The sequence below is a fragment of the Pseudomonas sp. BIGb0558 genome, from assembly GCF_024807515.1.
Lineage (GTDB): Bacteria > Pseudomonadota > Gammaproteobacteria > Pseudomonadales > Pseudomonadaceae > Aquipseudomonas > Aquipseudomonas yamanorum_A.
In genome coordinates this window covers 659,603-681,312 of sequence record NZ_JANUEW010000001.1, presented here as the reverse complement: position 1 = coordinate 681,312, position 21,710 = coordinate 659,603, and the positions used below count along the sequence as shown (strand labels likewise).

At 57.7% G+C, this 21,710-nt stretch carries 19 protein-coding genes; 10 read left to right on the top strand and 9 right to left on the bottom strand.

Going from position 1 to position 21,710, the window contains the following annotated elements:
- Positions 1 to 25: 25 nt before the first annotated feature.
- A complete protein-coding gene (locus M2400_RS03130) occupies positions 26 to 583 on the bottom strand; it encodes a DNA-3-methyladenine glycosylase I (protein WP_259198927.1) in 558 nt (185 codons plus the stop codon).
- Between the two features lie 81 nt (positions 584 to 664).
- Between M2400_RS03130 and glyQ the strand changes: the two genes are divergently transcribed.
- The 4 genes from glyQ (at position 665) to M2400_RS03110 (ending at position 5,063) form a co-directional block, all read left to right on the top strand.
- Complete coding sequence (glyQ, locus tag M2400_RS03125; protein ID WP_003213601.1) at positions 665 to 1,618, top strand: glycine--tRNA ligase subunit alpha; 954 nt, start codon at positions 665 to 667, stop codon at positions 1,616 to 1,618.
- Complete coding sequence (gene glyS / locus M2400_RS03120) at positions 1,615 to 3,669, top strand: glycine--tRNA ligase subunit beta (protein ID WP_177043603.1); 2,055 nt, start codon at positions 1,615 to 1,617, stop codon at positions 3,667 to 3,669. The genes glyQ and glyS overlap by 4 nt, the downstream gene beginning before the upstream one ends.
- Positions 3,669 to 4,208 (top strand): D-glycero-beta-D-manno-heptose 1,7-bisphosphate 7-phosphatase, encoded by a 540-nt coding sequence (gene gmhB, locus M2400_RS03115; protein ID WP_177043878.1) that lies wholly within the window; start codon positions 3,669 to 3,671, stop codon positions 4,206 to 4,208. The genes glyS and gmhB overlap by 1 nt, the downstream gene beginning before the upstream one ends.
- Positions 4,209 to 4,292: 84 nt before the next feature.
- A complete protein-coding gene (locus M2400_RS03110; protein ID WP_003213596.1) occupies positions 4,293 to 5,063 on the top strand; it encodes a 1-acyl-sn-glycerol-3-phosphate acyltransferase in 771 nt (256 codons plus the stop codon).
- 227 nt (positions 5,064 to 5,290) lie between these two features.
- Here M2400_RS03110 and M2400_RS03105 read toward each other — a convergent pair whose 3' ends face one another.
- The 4 genes from M2400_RS03105 to M2400_RS03090 form a co-directional block, all read right to left on the bottom strand.
- Positions 5,291 to 5,566 (bottom strand): hypothetical protein, encoded by a 276-nt coding sequence (locus M2400_RS03105; protein WP_259198928.1) that lies wholly within the window; start codon positions 5,564 to 5,566, stop codon positions 5,291 to 5,293.
- A gap of 49 nt (positions 5,567 to 5,615) precedes the next feature.
- Complete coding sequence (locus M2400_RS03100; RefSeq protein ID WP_259198929.1) at positions 5,616 to 7,919, bottom strand: CHASE2 domain-containing protein; 2,304 nt, start codon at positions 7,917 to 7,919, stop codon at positions 5,616 to 5,618.
- 18 nt (positions 7,920 to 7,937) lie between these two features.
- On the bottom strand, positions 7,938 to 8,924 hold the full coding sequence (locus M2400_RS03095) for a FecR domain-containing protein (protein WP_256348098.1): 987 nt from the start codon (positions 8,922 to 8,924) through the stop codon (positions 7,938 to 7,940).
- 277 nt (positions 8,925 to 9,201) lie between these two features.
- The gene (locus M2400_RS03090) at positions 9,202 to 9,453 is read right to left on the bottom strand and encodes a hypothetical protein (protein WP_177043607.1); all 252 of its coding nucleotides are present in this window, start codon (positions 9,451 to 9,453) and stop codon (positions 9,202 to 9,204) included.
- A gap of 173 nt (positions 9,454 to 9,626) precedes the next feature.
- Between M2400_RS03090 and M2400_RS03085 the strand changes: the two genes are divergently transcribed.
- The gene (locus M2400_RS03085; protein WP_259198930.1) at positions 9,627 to 10,349 is read left to right on the top strand and encodes a response regulator transcription factor; all 723 of its coding nucleotides are present in this window, start codon (positions 9,627 to 9,629) and stop codon (positions 10,347 to 10,349) included.
- Positions 10,350 to 10,446: 97 nt separating this feature from the next.
- Here the strand turns inward: M2400_RS03085 and gyrB are convergent, their stop codons facing one another.
- The 4 genes from gyrB to dnaA are packed head-to-tail and all read right to left on the bottom strand — an operon-like array spanning position 10,447 to position 16,662.
- Positions 10,447 to 12,870 carry a DNA topoisomerase (ATP-hydrolyzing) subunit B gene (gene gyrB, locus M2400_RS03080; RefSeq protein WP_177043609.1) on the bottom strand — a complete coding sequence of 808 codons (2,424 nt, stop codon included), beginning with the start codon at positions 12,868 to 12,870 and terminating at the stop codon, positions 10,447 to 10,449.
- 4 nt (positions 12,871 to 12,874) lie between these two features.
- Entirely contained in the window at positions 12,875 to 13,978 is a 1,104-nt protein-coding gene (recF, locus tag M2400_RS03075) for a DNA replication/repair protein RecF (protein ID WP_003213585.1), read from the bottom strand.
- A gap of 20 nt (positions 13,979 to 13,998) precedes the next feature.
- Positions 13,999 to 15,102 (bottom strand): DNA polymerase III subunit beta, encoded by a 1,104-nt coding sequence (gene dnaN, locus M2400_RS03070; protein WP_003213582.1) that lies wholly within the window; start codon positions 15,100 to 15,102, stop codon positions 13,999 to 14,001.
- Between the two features lie 39 nt (positions 15,103 to 15,141).
- A complete protein-coding gene (gene dnaA / locus M2400_RS03065) occupies positions 15,142 to 16,662 on the bottom strand; it encodes a chromosomal replication initiator protein DnaA (protein ID WP_032868695.1) in 1,521 nt (506 codons plus the stop codon).
- Between the two features lie 585 nt (positions 16,663 to 17,247).
- Here dnaA and rpmH point away from each other — a divergent pair.
- The 5 genes from rpmH to mnmE all read left to right on the top strand — a co-directional run bounded on the left by rpmH (position 17,248) and on the right by mnmE (position 21,177).
- Entirely contained in the window at positions 17,248 to 17,382 is a 135-nt protein-coding gene (gene rpmH, locus M2400_RS03060) for a 50S ribosomal protein L34 (RefSeq protein WP_003213577.1), read from the top strand.
- A 16-nt stretch (positions 17,383 to 17,398) separates the two neighbouring features.
- Entirely contained in the window at positions 17,399 to 17,803 is a 405-nt protein-coding gene (gene rnpA / locus M2400_RS03055; RefSeq protein ID WP_256390017.1) for a ribonuclease P protein component, read from the top strand.
- Positions 17,796 to 18,041, top strand: a complete 246-nt coding sequence (yidD, locus tag M2400_RS03050; RefSeq protein WP_003213574.1) for a membrane protein insertion efficiency factor YidD — start codon at positions 17,796 to 17,798, stop codon at positions 18,039 to 18,041. Before rnpA ends, yidD begins: the two co-directional genes overlap by 8 nt.
- Before the next feature lie 2 nt (positions 18,042 to 18,043).
- A complete protein-coding gene (gene yidC, locus M2400_RS03045) occupies positions 18,044 to 19,726 on the top strand; it encodes a membrane protein insertase YidC (protein ID WP_003213572.1) in 1,683 nt (560 codons plus the stop codon).
- 80 nt (positions 19,727 to 19,806) lie between these two features.
- The gene (gene mnmE / locus M2400_RS03040) at positions 19,807 to 21,177 is read left to right on the top strand and encodes a tRNA uridine-5-carboxymethylaminomethyl(34) synthesis GTPase MnmE (protein WP_259198931.1); all 1,371 of its coding nucleotides are present in this window, start codon (positions 19,807 to 19,809) and stop codon (positions 21,175 to 21,177) included.
- The last annotated feature ends 533 nt before the right edge of the window (positions 21,178 to 21,710 follow it).

The window sequence follows — 21,710 nt, the reverse complement described above, 5'->3', positions numbered from 1 at the left end:
GTGTGTGGTGCGCAAAGCCGCCATTCTAACCGGCGTTGGCGAGGTCCGCGTAACGGTCGCAGTCCTGAGTGTGGTCCATGACCATGCCCGAGGCCTGCATGAACGCGTAGCAGATGGTTGGCCCGACGAACGTGAAGCCGGCTTTTTTCAGGGCTTTGCTCATGGCTTCAGCCTCCGGTGTAATCGCCGGGACCTGGCTGCGATCCTTGAAATGATTGACCTTGGGCACACCGCCCACAAACGACCACAGAAACTCCACTGGGTCCTTCAGCGCCAGCCAGGCGGCGGCATTGCGCCGGGTGGCATTGAGTTTCAGGCGGTTACGCACGATGCCCGGATCGAGCATCAGCGCCTCTATTTCGGCATCGCTCAGTTGAGCCAGACGTTGCGCATCAAAACCGAACAAGACCTTTCGATAATGCTCGCGTTTGCGTAAAACGGTGATCCAGGACAGGCCCGCCTGGAACCCTTCGAGCAAAAGCAACTCGAACAGTCCCTGCGCATCGCGCAGCGGCGTTCCCCACTCCTGATCGTGATAAGCCATGTACAGCGGATCTTCAGAACACCAAAAGCAGCGTGGCATAAGGCTCCAGGGGATGGTGGCGCGGCCGAATCGGGTATACTCCCGCTCTTTAAATCGCAGCCCAAGTAACAGGTGAATTTCGTGAGCCAGCCTACGCCAGCCGTGCGTACCTTCCAAGACTTGATCCTCGCCCTCCAGCAATACTGGGCCGAGCAAGGTTGTGTGGTACTTCAGCCCTACGATATGGAAGTAGGCGCCGGCACTTTCCACACCGCTACCTTCCTGCGGGCCATCGGCCCGGAAACCTGGAACGCCGCTTATGTGCAGCCCAGTCGTCGCCCGACTGACGGCCGCTACGGCGAAAACCCGAACCGCCTGCAGCACTACTACCAGTTCCAGGTGGTGTTGAAGCCGAACCCGGACAACTTCCAGGAGCTGTACCTCGGCTCGCTGAAACACGTCGGCCTGGACCCGCTGGTCCACGACATCCGTTTCGTCGAAGACAACTGGGAATCGCCAACCCTCGGCGCCTGGGGCCTGGGCTGGGAAGTCTGGCTCAACGGCATGGAAGTGACGCAGTTCACTTACTTCCAGCAAGCCGGCGGCATCGAGTGCTACCCGGTGACCGGCGAGATCACCTACGGTCTCGAGCGCCTGGCCATGTACCTGCAAGGCGTGGATTCGGTCTACGACCTGGTGTGGGCTGACGGCCCGTTCGGCAAGGTCACCTATGGCGACGTGTTCCACCAGAACGAAGTGGAGCAGTCGACCTACAACTTCGAACACGCCAACGTCGAGAAGCTGTTCGAACTGTTCGACTTCTATGAAAGCGAAGCCAAGCGCCTGATCGAACTGGATCAGCCGCTGCCGTTGCCGAGCTATGAAATGGTTCTGAAGGCATCCCACACCTTCAACCTGCTGGACGCCCGCCGTGCCATCTCGGTAACCGCGCGCCAGCAATACATCCTGCGTGTACGCACCCTGGCGCGTTCCGTCGCCCAAGCCTACCTGCTGGCTCGCGCCAAGCTGGGCTTCCCGATGGCAACCCCGGACCTGCGTGATGAAGTGTTGGCTAAGCTGGAGGCTGCACAATGAGTGCTCAAGATTTCCTGGTTGAACTGGGCACCGAAGAGCTGCCACCCAAGGCACTGAACACCCTGGCCGATGCGTTCCTGGCCGGTATCGAAAAAGGCCTGCAGACCGCTGGCCTGAAGTTCGCCGCAAAGAAGGTCTACGCCGCGCCGCGCCGCCTGGCTGTGTTGCTCACCGCACTGGAAACCCAGCAGCCGGACCGCAGCATCAACCTCGACGGCCCGCCACGCCAGGCCGCCTTCGATGCTGAAGGCAACCCGACTCAAGCCGCCCTGGGTTTCGCCAAGAAGTGTGGTGTTGAGCTCAGCGAAATCGACCAGAGCGGTCCGAAACTGCGTTTCAGCCAGGTGATCACCGGCAAGCCGACCGCCAGCCTGTTGCCGACCATCGTCGAAGACTCCCTGAACGACCTGCCTATCCCCAAGCGCATGCGCTGGGGTGCGCGCAAGGAAGAGTTCGTGCGTCCGACCCAATGGCTGGTGATGCTGCTCGGTGACCAGGTCATCGACTGCACCATCCTCGCCCAGAAGGCAGGCCGTGATTCCCGTGGTCATCGCTTCCACCATCCTGAAGCCGTGCGCATCACCTCGCCGGCCAACTACGCCACTGACCTGCGTGCCGCCTACGTGCTGGCGGACGCCAATGAGCGTCGCGAGCTGATCAGCAAGCGCACCGAAGAGCTGGCCCGCCTGCAGGAAGGCACCGCCATCGTGCCGCCAAGCCTGCTGGACGAAGTGACCGCTTTGGTTGAATGGCCAGTGCCGCTGGTGTGCTCATTCGAGGAACGTTTCCTCGACGTGCCGCAAGAAGCGCTGATCACCACCATGCAGGACAACCAGAAGTATTTCTGCCTGCTGGACGTGGACGGCAAGTTGCTGCCGCGCTTCATCACCGTGGCCAACATCGAAAGCAAGGACCCGCAGCAGATCATCGCCGGTAACGAAAAAGTCGTTCGCCCGCGCCTGACCGACGCCGAGTTCTTCTTCAAGCAAGACAAGAAGCAGAAGCTCGAAGACTTCAACCTGCGCCTGCAAAACGTGGTGTTCCAGGAAAAACTCGGCAGCGTCTACGACAAGGCGGTGCGGGTTTCCAAGCTGGCGGCCTACATTGCGCCACGCATTGGTGGCGACGCGGCCTGGGCTGCGCGTGCCGGCCTGCTGTCCAAGTGCGACCTGGCCACCGAGATGGTCGGCGAGTTCCCGGAAATGCAAGGTGTTGCCGGTTACTACTACGCCCTCAATGACGGCGAGCCGGACGACGTCGCCCTGGCGCTGAACGAACAGTACATGCCGCGCGGCGCTGGCGCCGAGCTGCCGACCACCCTCACCGGTGCGGCCGTGGCCATCGCTGACAAGCTGGATACCCTCGTCGGTATCTTCGGTATCGGCATGTTGCCTACCGGCAGCAAAGACCCGTATGCCCTGCGCCGTGCAGCCCTGGGCGTGCTGCGCATCCTGATCGACAAGAAGCTCGACCTCGACCTGACCCAGGCCGTGGTGTTTGCTGTCGGCCAGTTCGGTGCCAAGGTCAAGCAAGCCGGCCTGGCCGAGCAAGTGCTGGAGTTCGTGTTCGACCGCCTGCGTGCGCGTTACGAAGACGAAGGCGTGGACGTTTCGGTCTACCTGTCGGTGCGTGCCCTGCAACCGGGTTCGGCGCTGGACTTCGACCAACGCGTGCAGGCCGTACAAGCCTTCCGCAAGTTGCCGGAAGCCGATGCCCTGGCCGCCGTGAACAAGCGTGTGTCGAACCTGCTGAGCAAGGCCGACAACCTCGGCAATGCCGAAGTCGACCCGGGCCTGTTCGCCGATGCCAAGGAGTTCTCGCTGAACTCGGCCATCGCCAAGGCAGAAAATGCAGTGAAGCCGCTGATCGCCGAGCGCAACTACGCCGAAGCACTGGCGCGTCTCGCGACTTTGCGTGAGCCGGTGGATGCGTTCTTCGAAGCGGTGATGATCAATGCCGAAGACGCAGGTGTGCGGAAAAACCGCTACGCCATGCTGGCGCGTCTGCGTGGCCTGTTCATCAATATCGCTGACATTTCCGTACTGGGCTGATCATGTTGAAACTGCTGATTCTCGATCGGGACGGAGTGATCAATTACGACTCCGACGCTTACATCAAATCGGTGGCGGAATGGATTCCACTGCCCGGCTCGATCGAGGCCATCGCGCAGTTGAGCAAAGCGGGCTGGACGGTGGCCATCGCCACCAACCAGTCCGGCATCGCCCGCGGCTACTACGACATCGCCACCCTCGACGCCATGCACGCGCGCCTGCGCACGCTGGTGGCCGAGCAGGGCGGTGAAGTAGGGCTGGTGGTGTATTGCCCCCACGGCCCGGACGAAGGCTGCGATTGCCGCAAGCCCAAACCGGGTATGCTTAAAACTATTGCTGAACATTACAACGTGCCGTTGGCGGGTCTATGGTTTGTCGGGGACAGCCTCGGTGACCTGGAAGCCGCCAAAGCCGTCGACTCTCAGCCAGTTTTGGTAAAAACCGGGAAAGGCGAAAAGACCCAGGCTAAAACCCTGCCGGTAGGTACCTTGATTTTTGACGATCTGGCGGCGGTTGCCGCAGAACTTATCAACAACTAGCAGCCCTTCTGACTTCCTGACCAAGGACTGTTCGGGAGCGCGCTTTTAACAGGCGGGCGTTGTCCCGCAACGGTAAATGCCGCCATGTCGATTTTGCAGGCCATCAGAACCTTCTTCTTTTACCTGCTGCTGGGCACCAGTTCCTTTCTGTGGTGCACCCTGAGCTTTTTTATCGCGCCTTTTCTGCCGTTCAAGGCGCGCTATCGTTTCATCAACGTCTTTTGGTGTAACTGCGCGTTGTGGTTGACCAAGGTGTTCCTGAACATTCGTTTCGAGATCAAGGGCGCCGAAAACGTCCCGGACCAGCCTTGCGTGATTCTGTCGAACCACCAGAGCACCTGGGAAACCTTCTTCCTGTCTGCGTACTTCTCGCCCCTGAGCCAGGTGCTCAAGCGGGAGCTGCTGTACGTGCCGTTCTTTGGCTGGGCCATGGCCATGCTGCGACCGATCGCCATCGACCGCGACAACCCCAAGGCCGCACTCAAGCACGTGGCGAAGAAGGGCGACGAGTTGCTCAAGGACGGGGTTTGGGTACTGATCTTTCCGGAAGGTACGCGGGTGCCCTACGGCACTGTGGGCAAGTTCTCACGCGGCGGTACAGCTTTGGCGGTGAACGCCGGCCTGCCGGTGCTGCCGATTGCCCACAACGCCGGCAAGTTCTGGCCAAAGACGGGCTGGGCCAAGCGGGAAGGCACCATCACCGTGATCATTGGCGAACCGATGTATGCCGAAGGCGAAGGCCCACGGGCGATTGCAGCGCTGAACGACCGTGCCCAGGCATGGAATGAAGCGCAACAACGGGCCATGGGTTCACTGCCGCCGGAGCCGGTCGTGGTCGACACGCCGGTGATTTGAGTTTCTGTGGATAACCTGTGTACGGTTTGTTGGCGAATTGAGCTTTTTAGCTTATAGGCTGCTGATTTAATTACATATTTCTCAAGCTCATAAAACAGCGGAAAAGGTGCATAAGTTTTTCCCAGCCTCGCTCAGAGACGATTTAAAGTCATAAAAAAAAGCCCCACATCTGTGATATGGGGCTTTTTTATGGCTTTTTTCAAAGCGATCTGCAAACCAGCAAGCTCTTACCGAGACAGCGCATTCTGACTGGCATCAACCATCGCCCGCGTGAGCATTAGAAAACTGTCATCGTCGAGGCTCCCATTGCTGACTTTAGCCGCCAGATCCCCAAGCGCACCGGAAAATTGATCTTTGTAACGGAGGTCAAGGGCAGCCACAAATCCCCGGGCCTGATCCTGGTTGCTTATTACCGGTTGAGACAGTGGTTGAGGTTGCTGCGTATCAACGTTAGTCGGCGCATTAAGGGCAGGCGAAGAAAGCGACAGATGTGGACCGTTCATGAGTTACTCCAAGACATTTCAGAGCACTTGGGTGGCGAAGACCTCATGATCAGTTCCATTCTTTCCCTTCTAACAATGGAAACAGGAGTGTGAACGTCGTGCCTTTACCGACAAAGCTCTCACAAAAGATCCGACCTTGATGTCGGTCAACTACAGCCTTGACCATCGTCAGCCCCAATCCTAAACCCTCCACATCCTTCACTGAATCAAAGCGCCGATATTGAATGAACAAATCGGGCAAATCTTCAGGGGCAATACCTGGGCCTTGATCGCTGATCCGGCATCTCAGCCCTTGGTCCGAGCAATTCAAGCTCAAGGTTACCCTCGTTCCAGACGGGCTGTATTTGACAGCGTTTTCCAACAAATTGAACAAGGCACGGGTGAGCAGCGATTGATCCGCCCAGACCATCTCGTCGCCGTCTTCATCCAGGTCGTGAACCAGCTGTATACCTTTCAACTGCGCGTGCACCGCGACTTGATCAAATGCATCCAGCACCAGCATGGCGAACAGGCTGGGCTGGAACTGATAACCGTCAGATTCAGCTTTCGCCAGTTGCACGAATGATTCGGTCAGGTTGAGGGCACGGCGGACCTGTTGTTCGATCTGGGCAAATATCGGCTCGGCGCTGTCCTGGACATCCAACAAGGCGAGGATCGCCGAATGCGGCGCACGCAAGTCGTGGGACAGAAAGCGCAGCAAGGTTTCCCGCTGCTGCTGGGCGTCGCGCTCGATACTCAGGTCTGTGAGGCTCAGCAGCCAGCCGAGGGCCACGTCACCGTCTGCGGGTAGCAGTGGGGCCAGGTCGAGGCGCAGGCTGCGATTCAGGGTGTCACGAAACTCGATGATTTCCAGCGCCGCCAGGGCAGGGCGAAAGCCGCCCTGCAGCGGTGGATAACCCAAAGCGGCGAGCTGTTCCAACAGGTTTTCAGCCGCCAGTTCGTTGCCGAACACATCACGGGCGATCCGGTTGGCCAGCAGGATATTGCCCTTGGGGTCGGTAATCAAAGTCGCTACAGGCAAACACTCCAGGCCATCGGCCATAAAGCGTCGAGTGTCCCGAGTACGGCTGACCGCCTGTTCAAGGGCGAAGATTCGTCCCTGCAATACATCGCCCTGGCTGGCGGGCGCCCGGCGGCGCTCAGGGAGTACTTTGGGCTCGTTGTCCAGGCGTGCCAGTTCCCAGCCGAAGTAGGCCAGGATCACGCTCAGGCGCCGCCAGTTCCAGATCAGGTAGCTGAGTAGCATGCCAATCAGGCTCGCCGCCGGCGACCACCAATGGCCCAGGCGCAACAGGCCCCATGAACCGAGAAGCGCGGCGCCCATGCAACCGAGGGTCAGCCACAGGGCATAACGCGGGCGAAGTAGCAGAAGGCCCAATAGCAAGGCGACCATCGCGGTGGCCAGCAGCGTCGTCATCCACACGGGCAGATCGACGATGCTGCGCCCTTGCAGCAAGCCATTGAGGATGTTTGCCTGGATCTCCACGCCCGGCGTGGTACCGACGCTGGCCGACAGCGGCGTGACATAACGGTCGCCCATGCCCGGTGCAGTAGCGCCGATCAAAATCAGGCGGCCACGCAGCAGTTCGGGCGGCACCTCCCCTCGTAATACGCTGGTATACGGCACGCTGGGGAAGCCGGCGCCACTTGCAATGAAAGGAATTCGAATGGCATTTTCCCGCTGCCAGTTGGCGCTGTCCGATGGACCAGGCGCGCCCGGCATCACGGATTGCTGGCCGCTCAGTTCAAAGGCCAGCCAGGCGAGCTGCGGCGTCATATTCCCTGGCGGACCTTCGCGCAAATACAGGCTTCGAACGATACCGTCACTGTCCGCTTCTACATTGATATGGCCGACACTCCTGGCGCAGTCACGCAGCGGCAGCACAGGCAGGATTTGCGCCACAGGCTGGCCGTAGCGGGGCGTGCCTTCACGGATCAAGGGCAACAGGACGGTCCCGGCGTTGCACATCGCCTCGGCCAGGCGCAGGTCATTGGCCGGTTCCCGGGCGGGCTCGCTGAAGATCACATCAAACAGAATGCCTGCAGGCTTGGCCGCAGTCAGCCTATCCAGAAGGTCGGCATGTACGCGCCGGGACCACGGCCACTGGCCGAGTTCTTTCAGGCTTCGGTCATCAATGGTTACCAGCAGGATGCGGGGATCCACCGACAACGGTGCCAGGCGACGCAGGCTGTCATACAACAGATTATTGAGGGCCAGACCTGGGCTCAGCGACAGAAACGCCGTGATGGGCAACAGCAAAAGGCTGACCCAAAGCCATTCGCGCACCAGCCCATTGAACAGCCGCTGCGCCTGAGTCGGCTGGCGCTTTTCAGCCCTGTGCCACAGCCTCACCGGCACGCTTCCGAAGCGCTATTGCACACGCGTCGCAGGCGGGTAATAGAAGATGTCATAGACGCCGGTTTCTCCCTCCAGCCCGTGTTCATCATAGGCCGACAAGCGAACGTGATAGAACGATGCTTTCAGCCCAGTGAAGCGCATTTGTGGCTTATCGGAGAAGTTTTCCTGCTTGATATTCAGAAACTCCTTATCGGTCGCGACCTGAGCCCTGTAACGCTGGGCACCGGCCAATGGCCGCAGGAACAGAGTCCAGACAGGCGCGTCACCCTTTTGGCCGTCCTGGCCGACCAGCCGCGGTGCATCAAGCAGTTCCACGGGTTTGAGTTCACCTTGTTTCTTGAACGCCAGGCCCTGCCGGGCACCGACCTTCACTTCACCCGCCACCGGACCGGTAATGGGTTTTTTCTTGATGGGACGCGGGGTGGCTGGAGCATCATCACGATTGACCGCCACTTGCCCATTGAGCACTTCCACCAGCGATTGTTCGCCATCGTTGCGCACACGGAAATGCGTACCGCGTACACCCAGGACGCCCACCGGGGTCATGATCTGGAAACGGTCATAGTCGCTGGCACGCTTGATCACGTAAGCCTCGACCTGACCTTCTTCAAGAATGACCTGGGGGATGGATTGTTCTTCGACCAGATGCAGCCGGACCTGGGAGCTGGACGGCAAGACAATACGCGAGCCGTCCCCCAGCAGCAGGCTGACAAACGCCGCCGGTGAGGTTTTTACGCTCTCTTGTTCATCGATGAGCATGCCTTCTTCCAGGACAGTGGAAACACCCTTGGCATCCAGTTTCCAGGCTTCACCCGTCAAGTGCTGCACCACCGCCGGAAGAGGCTGCGCGCGGCACATCCGGTTGTCGTCAATGTAAGGCGCGCGCGGAGGGGCGGGACGTGCCAAGGCCGGCAGACTCACTACGCCAAGCGTAACGATCAAGCCAGAACCCAACAGGGTAGAAACGGCAAAGCGGAATCGGCAGGGGAAAAAGGTCATGGCGCTCGTCAAGATTCTAGTTCTAATGGGGCATCAGAAAGCACGTTCAGGAAGCGTCTTACAGCGGGAAGACCTTGAGTACCGTCTACGATACTCGATGAGGTATCGCGGTCGATAGCCGAAATGTCTGGGGAGTGGGATCCATGCTGAAGATGACACGTCCCTGTGTCGGAGCACTTCCCTCGCCCCAATCCGTGTGTCATCCAGCGACAGCGAATTTACCTACAACATAGGTGCATCGGATCGATTCGCAACATTTGTTCAGATTTGGCGGTACTTAAAATACCCAGCGTTGGGTCTGCTGCTGTTCGCGGAGCTGCTGAAACGGTGAGCTGGCGAAGCCCATACCATCACCGGGCTCACTCAAGGTTTGACGCTCATCGAACGGCGCTGGTGTTACCGGCTTGGATGCGCCCACCGTTTCCGTCCCCAGGGTTGCCGCCACTACCACCAACACCAGTCGTCCCCAAACACTAACCTTCTCTAGAACGGCCTCACGTCTCGAAACAGCATAAAACCAGATTGCCATTGATCCTTTTCCTGAAGGTCTCGAGCCGGTATCTTCCCAGCTTGGGTATTGACGAATTCCAATGGCTTACGGCCATTTGATATCAGCGTACCGAGAGATTCAGAGGGCCTGAGAATCTGGCCATAATTGTTCAGATTCAACGCCCGCATTCTTCAATAAGAAAGGACCCTGCCATGCGTGTCGCAATACTGGATGACGAACCTGCCGAACTGCGGCGGGTGGAACAGACACTGCGACAAATCCCCAGCGCTGCGGATCAGCCATGGACCCTGCACTGCTTCGAGCGTGGAGAAGACCTGCTACGCCAACTGCGCCGGGAAACCTTCGACCTGCTGATCCTGGACTGGCAACTGCCCGACCTCAGCGGCCTGGCGTTGCTGCGCTGGACCCGCGAGCACATGGAAGCGCCACCTGCCGCCATCATGCTCACCAGCCGCGATGCCGAGAGCGATATTGTCCAGGCGTTGAACAGTGGCGCGGATGATTACGTCAGCAAGCCGTTTCGTCCCAACGAACTGAAGGCACGGGTGAACGCCGTTCTGCGGCGTCACGGCCTGCAAAAGACCGCGGCCAGTGAAGTGTTGACCTTCAACGACCTGACCTTTGATGATGCTGAACTCACGGTGAGCAGGGCAGGGAAACCCATCAGCCTGACGGAACGTGAATACCGCCTGGCTCGGTGCCTGTTCGAAAACCTGGCCCGGCCGCTGTCTCGGGAATATCTGTATGAGCGGTTCTGGACCCATGAAGAAATGGTGTCATCACGGCCGCTGGATACGCATATTTATAGGCTGCGGAATAAGCTGGGACTGACAGCGGATCGGGGTTGGCAGTTGCTGACGATTTATGGGTATGGATATCGGTTGGAGAGTGTAACGGCGGCTACCGAGGATTGAGATGTTCCACGTGGAGCATTTATAAAACCCCGTCTTCCACCCAATAAAAAAGGCCAACGCTAAGCGTTGGCCTTTTTTGTTTTGCGCTACGACCTGATCAGAAGTCCAGGTTGGACACCGCCAGGGCGTTGCTCTCGATGAAGTCACGACGAGGCTCGACCGCATCACCCATCAGGGTGTTGAAGATCTGGTCCGCGCCAATGGCGTCTTCGATGGTCACACGCAACATGCGACGCTGAGCTGGGTCCATGGTGGTTTCCCACAGCTGATCCGGGTTCATTTCGCCCAGACCTTTGTATCGCTGAATGGTGTGACGCTTGGTGCTTTCAGCCATCAGCCAGTCCAGGGCTTCCTTGAACTCTTTGACGGCTTTCTTGCGTTCGCCACGCTGAATGTAGGCACCGTCGTCCAGCAGGGTGCTCAGTTGCGCGCCGAGGGTGACAACCGTCTTGTAGTCGTTGCTGCCGAAGAAGTCGCGGTTGAAGGTGACGTAGTTCGACAGGCCGTGGGAGATCAGTTCGACCTCTGGCAGCCAGACGTTACGTTCACGGTCTTCACGCAGGCTGGCTTTGTACACCAGGCCAGATTTTTCAACGGTGCGCAGACGCACTTCGTACTGGGCCAGCCAATCCTGCATGTGTGCATGATCGCCCAGCTGTTCCAGGGTGACGGCTGGCAGGTAGATGAAGTGCTCGGTCAGCTCCTGAGGGTACAGGCGCGACAAACGCTTGAGGGTCTTCATCACCATGCGGAAGTCGTTTACCAGGCGCTCCAACGCTTCACCGGAGATGCCCGGGGCTTCGTCGTTCAAGTGCAGGCTCGCATCTTCCAGGGCCGACTGCGTCATGTACTCTTCCATGGCGTCGTCGTCTTTGATGTATTGCTCTTGCTTGCCCTTTTTCACTTTGTACAGCGGCGGCTGGGCGATGTAGATGTAGCCGCGCTCGATCAGCTCCGGCAACTGACGGAAGAAGAACGTCAGCAGCAGGGTACGGATGTGCGAACCGTCGACGTCAGCATCGGTCATGATGATGATGTTGTGGTAGCGCAGCTTCTCGATGTTGTACTCATCGCGGCCGATGCCACAGCCCAAAGCGGTGATCAAGGTGCCGACTTCCTGCGAGGAAATCATCTTGTCGAAACGCGCCTTCTCGACGTTGAGGATCTTCCCCTTCAACGGCAGGATGGCCTGGGTGCGACGGTTACGACCCTGCTTGGCGGAACCGCCAGCAGAGTCACCTTCCACCAAGTACAGTTCGGAAAGGGCAGGGTCTTTCTCCTGGCAGTCAGCCAGTTTGCCTGGCAGGCCAGCGATATCCAGTGCGCCTTTACGACGGGTCATCTCACGGGCTTTACGCGCCGCTTCACGAGCCCGCGCCGCATCGATCATCTTGCCGACGACCAGCTTGGCTTCGTTCGGGTTTTCCAGCAGGAAGTCGGAGAAGTACTTGCCCATTTCCTGTTCAACCGCGGTCTTCACTTCGGAAGACACCAGCTTGTCTTTGGTTTGGGAGCTGAACTTCGGGTCCGGAACCTTGACCGAGATAATCGCAGTCAGGCCTTCACGTGCATCGTCACCGGTGGTGGCGACTTTGTGCTTCTTCGCCAGGCCTTCCGCTTCGATATAGGTGTTCAGGTTACGCGTCAGTGCCGAACGGAAACCCACCAGGTGAGTACCGCCATCGCGCTGAGGAATGTTGTTGGTGAAGCACAACAGGTTCTCGTTGAAGCTGTCGTTCCACTGAAGGGCGATTTCAACGCCGATGCCGTCTTCACGCTGGATGTTGAAGTGGAACACCTGGTTGACCGCAGTCTTGTTGGTGTTCAGGTATTCAACGAACGCACGCAGGCCGCCTTCGTACTTGAACAGCTCTTCCTTGCCGCTGCGCTCGTCCTTGAGGACGATACCCACACCGGAGTTGAGGAAGGACAGTTCACGAATCCGCTTGGCCAGGATATCCCAGCTGAAGTGGATGTTTTTGAAGGTATCAGCCGAAGGCTTGAAGTGAATCTGCGTACCGGTGCTTTCGCTGTCACCGACGATTTTCATCGGTTCCTGTGGAACACCGTGGACATAAGTCTGTTCCCAGATCTTGCCGCTACGGCGCACGGTCAGGATCAGCTCTTCGGAAAGGGCGTTTACTACCGAAACACCTACACCGTGCAGACCGCCGGATACTTTATAGGAGTTATCGTCGAACTTACCGCCGGCGTGGAGCACGGTCATGATGACCTCTGCCGCCGAAACGCCTTCTTCTTTATGCACATCTACCGGAATGCCGCGACCGTTGTCGCGTACGGTAATGGATTCGTCCGGGTGGATGATGATGCTGATGTCGTCGCAGTGACCGGCCAAAGCTTCGTCGATCGAGTTATCGACCACCTCGAACACCATGTGGTGCAGACCGCTGCCATCATCGGTATCACCGATGTACATACCGGGACGTTTGCGTACGGCATCCAAACCTTTAAGCACTTTAATGCTGGTCGAGTCGTACGTATTCGTATTTTCTTCGCTCATGCCTTCACTCCCGATGGTCGTGGGTCTGGGTGATACGGCCTTGTTCCACGTGGAACAAAGCGACTGGCGTTTCCGTCTGCCAGCCTTCCCTCAATAATTCGTGGTCTACACAGGTGATAAACACCTGGCAGCGTAAGTCTTCCAACAAGCGGCATAACGCGCGGCGGTGCTGCTCGTCCAGTTCGGACGGCAAGTCATCCACCAGATAAATACACTGCCCGCGCCGGGCCTGGCTAACCAGATGCCCTTGGGCGATACGCAGGGCGCAGACCACCAACTTTTGCTGACCGCGGGACAAGATATCCGCGGCATTATGTGCGCCCAATCTAAGGCGCAAATCAGCCCGTTGTGGTCCGGCCTGGGTGTGACCAATTTGCTGATCCCGCTGTAAGGACGTCGCGAGCACTGCACTCAGTTCCCGGTCTTTGTCCCAACCACGGTAGTAGCTCAACGTCAGCCCTTCGAGTTCAAGCAACTCGCTCAAGGTCTGCTCAAAGACTGGTTTCAAGGCTTTGATATAGGCACGGCGGTATTCATCTATTTCAGCGCTGGCCAGGCACAGTTCCCGGTCCCAAGCAGCTTGCGAAGCGGCGTCAAGTGTACCATGCCGCAGCCATGAGTTCCGCTGCCGCAGGGCCTTCTGCAGGCGCTGCCAAGTGGCCATGAAACGCGGTTCCACGTGGAACACTCCCCAATCGAGGAATTGTCTGCGGATCTTTGGTGCACCTTCCAGCAAGCGAAAGCTATCCGGGTTGATCAGTTGCAGCGGCAGAATTTCCGCCAGTTGCGCGGCACTGCGAGCGTTTTGCCCGTCAATGCGGATTTGAAACTCTCCCTGCCGGTCTCGAGAGATCCCCAGGCTGCTGTGACCGCCTTCCGCCAATTCGACTTGGCCAAATACCGTGCACGCCAGTTGTTCGTACTGAATCACCGGTAATAGGCGGGCGCTGCGAAAGGAACGGGCGAGCCCCAGCAGGTGAATGGCTTCCAGCACGCTGGTTTTGCCACTGCCGTTGGCGCCGTGGAGGATATTGATGCGGGGGGAGGGGGAGAAGGTCACCGGGTGCAAATTGCGCACCGCGGTGACCGAGACACGACTGAGGGACATCTAGCTTCTGCTGAACATGATTACAGGCGCATCGGCATGACAACGTAAGCCGAGTCATCGTTGTCGGATTCTTGTACCAGGGCGCTGCTGTTGGAGTCGGACAGGATCAGGCGGACCTGTTCGGTGGTCATCACGCCCAGCACGTCGAGCAAATAGCTGACGTTGAAGCCGATTTCCAGGTTGCCGCCGTTGTAGTCGACGCCCACTTCTTCTTCCGCCTCTTCCTGCTCCGGGTTGTTCGCCTGGATTTTCAGTTGGCCGTTGGCCAATTGCAGGCGAATACCGCGGTACTTCTCGTTGGAAAGAATCGCAGTACGGCTGAACGCTTCACGCAGGGCCTGACGATCGCCGATCACCAGTTTGTCGCCACCTTTAGGCAGCACGCGCTCGTAATCCGGGAACTTGCCGTCAACCAGCTTGGACGTGAAGGTGAACTCACCAGTGGTCGCGCGGATATGGTGCTGACCCAACACGATGCTGACATTGCCGTCCGGCTCGGTCAGCAAGCGGGCCAGTTCCAGGATACCTTTACGCGGCACGATGACCTGATGGCGATCCGGCTGACCGATATCGGCTTTCATCGAGCACATAGCCAGACGGTGACCGTCGGTGGCGACGGCGCGGATGATGCCTTCAGAGACTTCCAGCAGCATGCCGTTGAGGTAGTAACGCACGTCCTGCTGGGCCATGGCGAAGCTGGTGCGCTCGATCAAACGGCGCAGTCGGCTTTGCTCCAGGCTGCAGGTCAGCGAGCCAGGACCTTCTTCCACGGTCGGGAAGTCGTTGGCAGGCAAAGTCGACAGCGTGAAGCGGCTGCGACCGGCCTTGACCACCAGCTTCTGCTCATCAACCTTGATGTCGATCAGCGCGTCGTTGGGCAGGCTTTTGCAGATGTCCATCAGCTTGCGCGCCGGCACGGTGATCTCGCCCGGTTCGGCGGGCTCTTCCAGCTGGACACGACCGACAAGCTCGACTTCCAGGTCGGTACCGGTCAAGGACAATTGCTGGCCTTCTACAACCAGCAATACGTTGGAAAGCACCGGCAAGGTCTGTCGGCGCTCGACGACGCCTGCGACCAGTTGCAGGGGTTTCAACAGGGCTTCGCGTTGAATGGTGAAATGCATGGTCTAGTCCCTTGCCTTAATAAGCTGCGCTGGTGTTCATCAAGTAGTCAGTGTACGCAGCAGGTTCTTGTAGTCCTCGCGAATATCCGCGTCGGATTCCTTAAGTTCGTTGATCTTGCGGCACGCGTGCAAGACCGTGGTGTGGTCGCGACCGCCAAACACATCACCAATTTCCGGCAGGCTATGGTTGGTCAGCTCTTTGGAGAGCGCCATCGCCACCTGACGGGGACGTGCCACCGAGCGCGAACGGCGCTTGGACAGCAGGTCGGAAATCTTGATCTTGTAGTACTCGGCCACGGTGCGCTGGATGTTATCCACACTCACCAGCTTGTCTTGCAACGCCAGCAGGTCTTTCAGGGATTCGCGAATCAGCTCGATGGTGATGTCGCGGCCCATGAAGTGCGAGTGAGCGATGACCCGCTTGAGCGCGCCTTCCAGCTCACGCACGTTGGAACGAATGCGCTGGGCGATGAAGAACGCGGCGTCATGAGGCAGATCGACTTTAGCCTGGTCGGCCTTCTTCATCAGGATTGCGACGCGGGTTTCCAGCTCCGGCGGCTCTACCGCAACGGTCAGGCCCCAGCCGAAGCGCGACTTCAGACGCTCTTCCAGACCTTCGATTTCCTTCGGATAGCGGTCACTGGTCAAGATGACCTGTTGGCCGCCTTCGAGCAATGCGTTGAACGTGTGGAAAAACTCTTCCTGGGAACGTTCCTTGCGGGCGAAGAACTGAATGTCATCGATGAGCAAGGCATCAACGGAACGGTAGAACCGTTTGAACTCGTTGATTGCGTTGAGCTGCAGCGCCTTGACCATGTCGGCCACGAAGCGCTCCGAGTGCAGGTACACAACCTTGGCGTTCGGGTTCTTCTTTAACAGGTGGTTACCCACAGCGTGCATCAAGTGAGTTTTACCCAAGCCAACGCCGCCATAAAGGAAGAGCGGGTTGTAACCGTGCTTGGGGTTGTCGGCGACCTGCCAGGCAGCCGCACGGGCCAACTGGTTGGATTTACCTTCGACAAAGTTCTCAAAGGTGAACGTGCGGTTCAGGTAACTGGTGTGCTTGAGCGCACCTTCTACCTGGACGGTGCGCTGTTCAGCACGAACCGGAGCCTGTTGGGAGCTGGCGCCGGCCATTGGGTCAAAGCTGTCGCGGGACGGCTCTTCATTTATAGGCGCGTTTTTCTGCGACGAGGATTTCGAAGGCGTCTGGGCAACCGGTGCTGGCGAGTTATTAACAGGTGCCGCCGCGGCCTGAGCCTGCGAAGCACTCGCTGCCAGCGGTGCATTCGGCGCAGCACGAGGTGCCGAGCTGCGTTTGCTGCCTATTAATAAGGAGAGTACCGGAGCAAGCCCGTTGCCGTGTTCGTCGAGCAATTCGAGAACGCGGCTCAGGTATTTCTCGTTGACCCAGTCGAGAACAAAACGATTGGGTGCGTAGACACGCAACTCGTCGCCTTCGGCTTCGACCTGTAGCGGACGGATCCAGGTGTTGAATTGCTGGGCAGGCAGCTCATCGCGCAAAAGCTCCACGCACTGCTGCCAAAGTTCCACTGACACGGATATCCCCTAAGTTGAAAGCCGGTGAGGCAAAAACAGCCGCCATTGTAGCGGCCAGCCGTCCACTTATCCACATGTAGGTTGCTCACAGGGCGCCAAGAATCAATGCCTTAACCGTAAAAAAGGCGACAAATGGTCTGTGCATAAGCTCTGTGGATAAGCGACCCTAAGCCCGTTGTACAAGTGGGGTCGAAAGTCTGTGGGTAACTGGCCTGTGGATAAGTAGCCATTCCACACACAGCTTATCCGATAGCGCAGCACAGGCAGAGCACCGTTTCTCCCCCGTGTTGTCATTCTCTGTACATCACGTGGAATATGGGCTGAAGGTAGTTATCCACAGAAGATCGCCTCCCTAGCTTTTATAAGCTTTACAGAAAAGCTTTAAATAACTTCCTTCTTTATTTTTATATCTATGGCATTGCTCGTGAAAGCCGAACCGCACGGATTCGGTTCAAATGCCTCCAGAGATCTAATTAAAGGAAAAGCTGGTTGGAAATTGACCTAGAGGCTTGCTTTCTCTAGAATCGCCGGTCTCTTAAAACGGGGGCCATTCCGGCCCGTTGTGGACGAACCAGGTAACACGCCATGAAACGTACTTTCCAACCAAGCACCATCAAACGCGCCCGTACTCACGGCTTCCGTGCTCGCATGGCCACCAAGAACGGCCGTGCTGTCCTGTCGCGTCGCCGCGCCAAAGGTCGTGCGCGTCTGGCAGTTTGATAATCCGGTACTGGTGGTGAGTCAGGACTTCAGTCGGGAAAAGCGTCTGCTAACCCCCCGGCATTTCAAGGCAGTCTTTGACTCCCCCACCGGCAAGGTTCCGGGGAAAAATCTCCTGCTCCTTGCGCGTAACAACGATCTGGATCACCCCCGTCTCGGGTTGGTGATCGGCAAGAAGAGCGTAAAGCTCTCCGTTGAGCGCAATCGCCTCAAGCGTCTGATGCGCGAATCGTTTCGCCTCCACCAGGAGACTCTGGTTGGTTGGGATATTGTTATCGTCGCGCGCAAAGGCTTGGGGGACGTAGAAAACCCCGAATTGATTCAGCATTTCGGCAAGCTCTGGAAACGTTTGGCTCGTACCAACAAGCCAACACCAGCTGTCAGCACCGAAACTGTAGGGGTAGACAGTACTGATGCGTAAACTGGCACTCGTTCCGATCCAGTTTTACCGCTATGCCATTAGTCCCCTGATGGCAAATCACTGTCGTTTCTACCCCAGTTGTTCCTGCTACGCGTTGGAAGCCATAGAAAATCATGGCCTTCTGCGCGGTGGCTGGCTGACCTTTCGTCGTTTAGGTCGCTGTCATCCGTGGAATCCCGGTGGTTATGACCCGGTTCCACCTATCCCTACCTCCCGTTCTTCTTCGATGGCCGAGTAATCATGGATATTAAACGCACGATCCTGATCGTCGCCCTGGCAATCGTGTCCTACTCTATGGTTCTTAAGTGGAACCAGGATTATGGCCAAGCTGCCCTGCCGACTCAGAATGTTGCTACCAATCAGTCGGCGCCGGCTATTCCGGACACGCCACTGGGTAACAATGCTGCCGCCAGTGCCGATGTACCCAGCGCGAATGCCGATACCAGCACCCCGGTAGAAACCCCGGTCGTCACCAATAAAGACCTCATCCACGTAAAAACGGATGTACTGGACCTGGCTATCGATCCACAAGGTGGTGATATCGCCCAGCTGAAGCTGCCGCTGTATCCACGTCGCCAAGACCATCCGGATGTTCCGTTCCAGCTGTTCGATAACGGCGGCGAACGTGTATATCTGGCGCAAAGTGGCCTGACCGGCACTGACGGTCCGGATGCTCGTGCTACCGGTCGTCCGGTTTATTCGACCGAACAGAAGACTTATCAACTGGCTGATGGCCAGAACCAGTTGAACGTCGACCTGAAATTCAGTCACGACGGCGTCAACTACATCAAGCGTTTCAGCTTCACCCGCGGTTTGTACGATCTGAAAGTCACCTATCTGATCGACAACGAAAGCGCGAAGCCGTGGACTGGCAACCTGTTTGCCCAGCTCAAGCGCGACAACAGCGCCGATCCTTCTTCCAGCACCGCCACCGGCACCGCGACTTACCTGGGCGCAGCCCTGTGGACAAGTAGCGAGCCGTACAAAAAAGTGTCGATGAAAGATATCGACAAGGGCGCGCTGAAAGAAACAGTCCAAGGTGGCTGGGTTGCCTGGTTGCAACACTACTTCGTGACCGCATGGATCCCGAACAAGGGTGATGCGAACCTGGTTCAAACCCGCAAAGACAGCCAGGGCAACTACATCATTGGCTTTACTGGCCCGACGTTGACCGTCGCTCCGGGTGCCAAGGCTGAAGCCAGCGCTACTCTGTATGCCGGCCCGAAAAGCCAGGCAGTCCTCAAAGAGTTATCCCCAGGTCTGGAACTGACTGTGGATTACGGCATTCTCTGGTTCATTGCCCAGCCGATCTTCTGGCTGCTGCAACATATCCACAGCATTGTGGGTAACTGGGGTTTCTCGATCATCCTGCTGACCATGCTGATCAAGGGGATCTTCTTCCCACTGTCGGCTGCCAGCTACAAGTCGATGGCGCGTATGCGTGCCGTGGCCCCGAAACTGGCCGCGCTGAAAGAACAACATGGCGATGACCGGCAGAAAATGTCGCAGGCCATGATGGAGCTGTACAAGAAAGAGAAGATCAACCCGCTGGGTGGATGCTTGCCGATTCTGGTGCAGATGCCGGTATTCCTGTCGCTGTACTGGGTTCTCCTGGAAAGCGTGGAAATGCGTCAGGCACCGTTCATGCTGTGGATAACTGACCTGTCGATCAAAGACCCGTTCTTTATCCTGCCGATCATCATGGGCGCGACCATGTTCATCCAGCAGCGTCTGAACCCGACTCCGCCGGACCCGATGCAGGCCAAGGTAATGAAAATGATGCCAATCATCTTCACCTTCTTCTTCCTGTGGTTCCCGGCTGGTCTGGTGCTGTACTGGGTGGTCAACAACTGCCTGTCGATCTCTCAACAGTGGTACATCACACGTAAAATCGAAGCGGCTACCAAAAAAGCCGAGGCGTAATTTACTCTGTGGATAACACCACTCAAGACGCCCCCTAGTGGGGCGTTTTGCTTTCCGTCACTTTTAGCCGGGTACCCGCCATGAGCGCTCCTCGTGAAACCATCGCCGCTGTCGCCACCGCTCAAGGTCGTGGTGGTGTCGGTATCGTTCGTATTTCCGGGCCGCTCGCCGGCGTGGCGGCCCAGGCCATCAGTGGGCGGGAGCTGAAGCCTCGGTATGCGCATTACGGGCCTTTTCTAGGCGTCGAAGAAGAGGTTCTGGACGAAGGGATTGCCCTTTATTTCCCGGGCCCGAACTCATTTACCGGCGAAGATGTGCTTGAACTGCAAGGCCACGGCGGCCCGATCGTTCTGGATATGCTGCTGCAGCGTTGCCTTCAACTGGGTTGCCGCCTGGCACGCCCGGGCGAATTCAGCGAGCGCGCGTTCCTCAACGACAAGCTCGACCTGGCCCAGGCCGAAGCGATTGCCGACCTGATCGAAGCCAGTTCTGCACAAGCCGCGCGCAATGCGTTGCGCTCATTGCAGGGTGCGTTTTCCCTACGTGTGCATAACCTCACCGAGCAGTTGATCAGCTTGCGCATCTACGTAGAGGCGGCGATTGATTTCCCCGAGGAAGAAATCGACTTCCTCGCCGATGGCCATGTCCTCGCGATGCTGGATAAAGTCCGTGACGAGTTATCCACAGTACTGCGTGAAGCGGGGCAAGGAGCCTTGCTGCGCGACGGTATGACCGTGGTGATTGCCGGCCGGCCCAACGCTGGCAAGTCGAGCCTCCTCAATGCCCTGGCCGGACGCGAAGCGGCCATCGTTACCGAGATTGCCGGCACTACACGGGATATCTTGCGCGAACATATCCACATCGATGGCATGCCGCTGCATGTCGTGGACACGGCCGGGCTGCGTGACACCGATGACCAGGTAGAGAAGATCGGAGTAGAACGCGCGTTGAAGGCAATCACTGAAGCCGATCGCGTGCTGCTGGTGGTTGATGCCACCGCGCCGGAAGCTGCGGACCCGTTCGCACTGTGGCCAGAATTCCTCGAACAACGGCCAGACCCCGCCAAGGTCACGCTGATTCGTAACAAGGCTGACCTGACGGGCGAAGCAATCGCCCTGGAAGTCAGCGACGATGGCCACGTCACCATCAGCCTCAGCGCCAAGTCGGCAGGGGATGGCCTGGAGTTGCTGCGCGACCATCTGAAGGCCTGCATGGGTTACGAGCAGACCTCGGAAAGCAGCTTCAGTGCTCGCCGCAGGCACCTGGAAGCGCTGCGGCATGCCAGTGCGGCCCTCGAGCACGGTCGGGCCCAGTTGACCCTGGCAGGTGCTGGTGAGCTGCTGGCAGAAGATCTGCGCCAGGCTCAACAGTTATTGGGCGAGATTACCGGTGCTTTCAGCTCCGATGATCTGCTGGGACGGATCTTTTCCAGCTTCTGCATCGGTAAATAACGTTTACCGTTCCCCAGACAGGCCATTCGGGCCTGTCTGTTTTGCCCGTTTCAGGGCATTCAATTCTTTTTTCTGAATAACGCGAACGTCGCGACGGCTTTCCTGCGTCCGGGATTTGCCTCATTTGACGCTTTTCTGTGGATTAAGCCCTGTGAATAACCGCCCCTGTGCCCAGTTGATAACAGGGCGTAAAACCTGAGTAAAAACCCCTCTGTGGATAACCACTTGTTTAATCCACAGGCTTACACCACTTATCCAAGGGCCTCCTTGGCACCTAACCACAGACTTTTGAATCTCTGTACATAAAGTAAATAAAGGCCTGTAGCGATCTATCCACAGAAACATGCCTCAGTAGAAATAAACATAAAAACAAAGATTTAATAAATTTCTCTCTTTTAATTTCTATTGTTCGTGATTCATCCACAGCTGGTTAAATTTTGTGCAAAGGGTTCTTTAGGAAGGGCGAAGTCCCTATACTTGCCGACTCGTTCGAAAACCTGATCTCGAACGCTCATTCCTAATTACCTACAGAA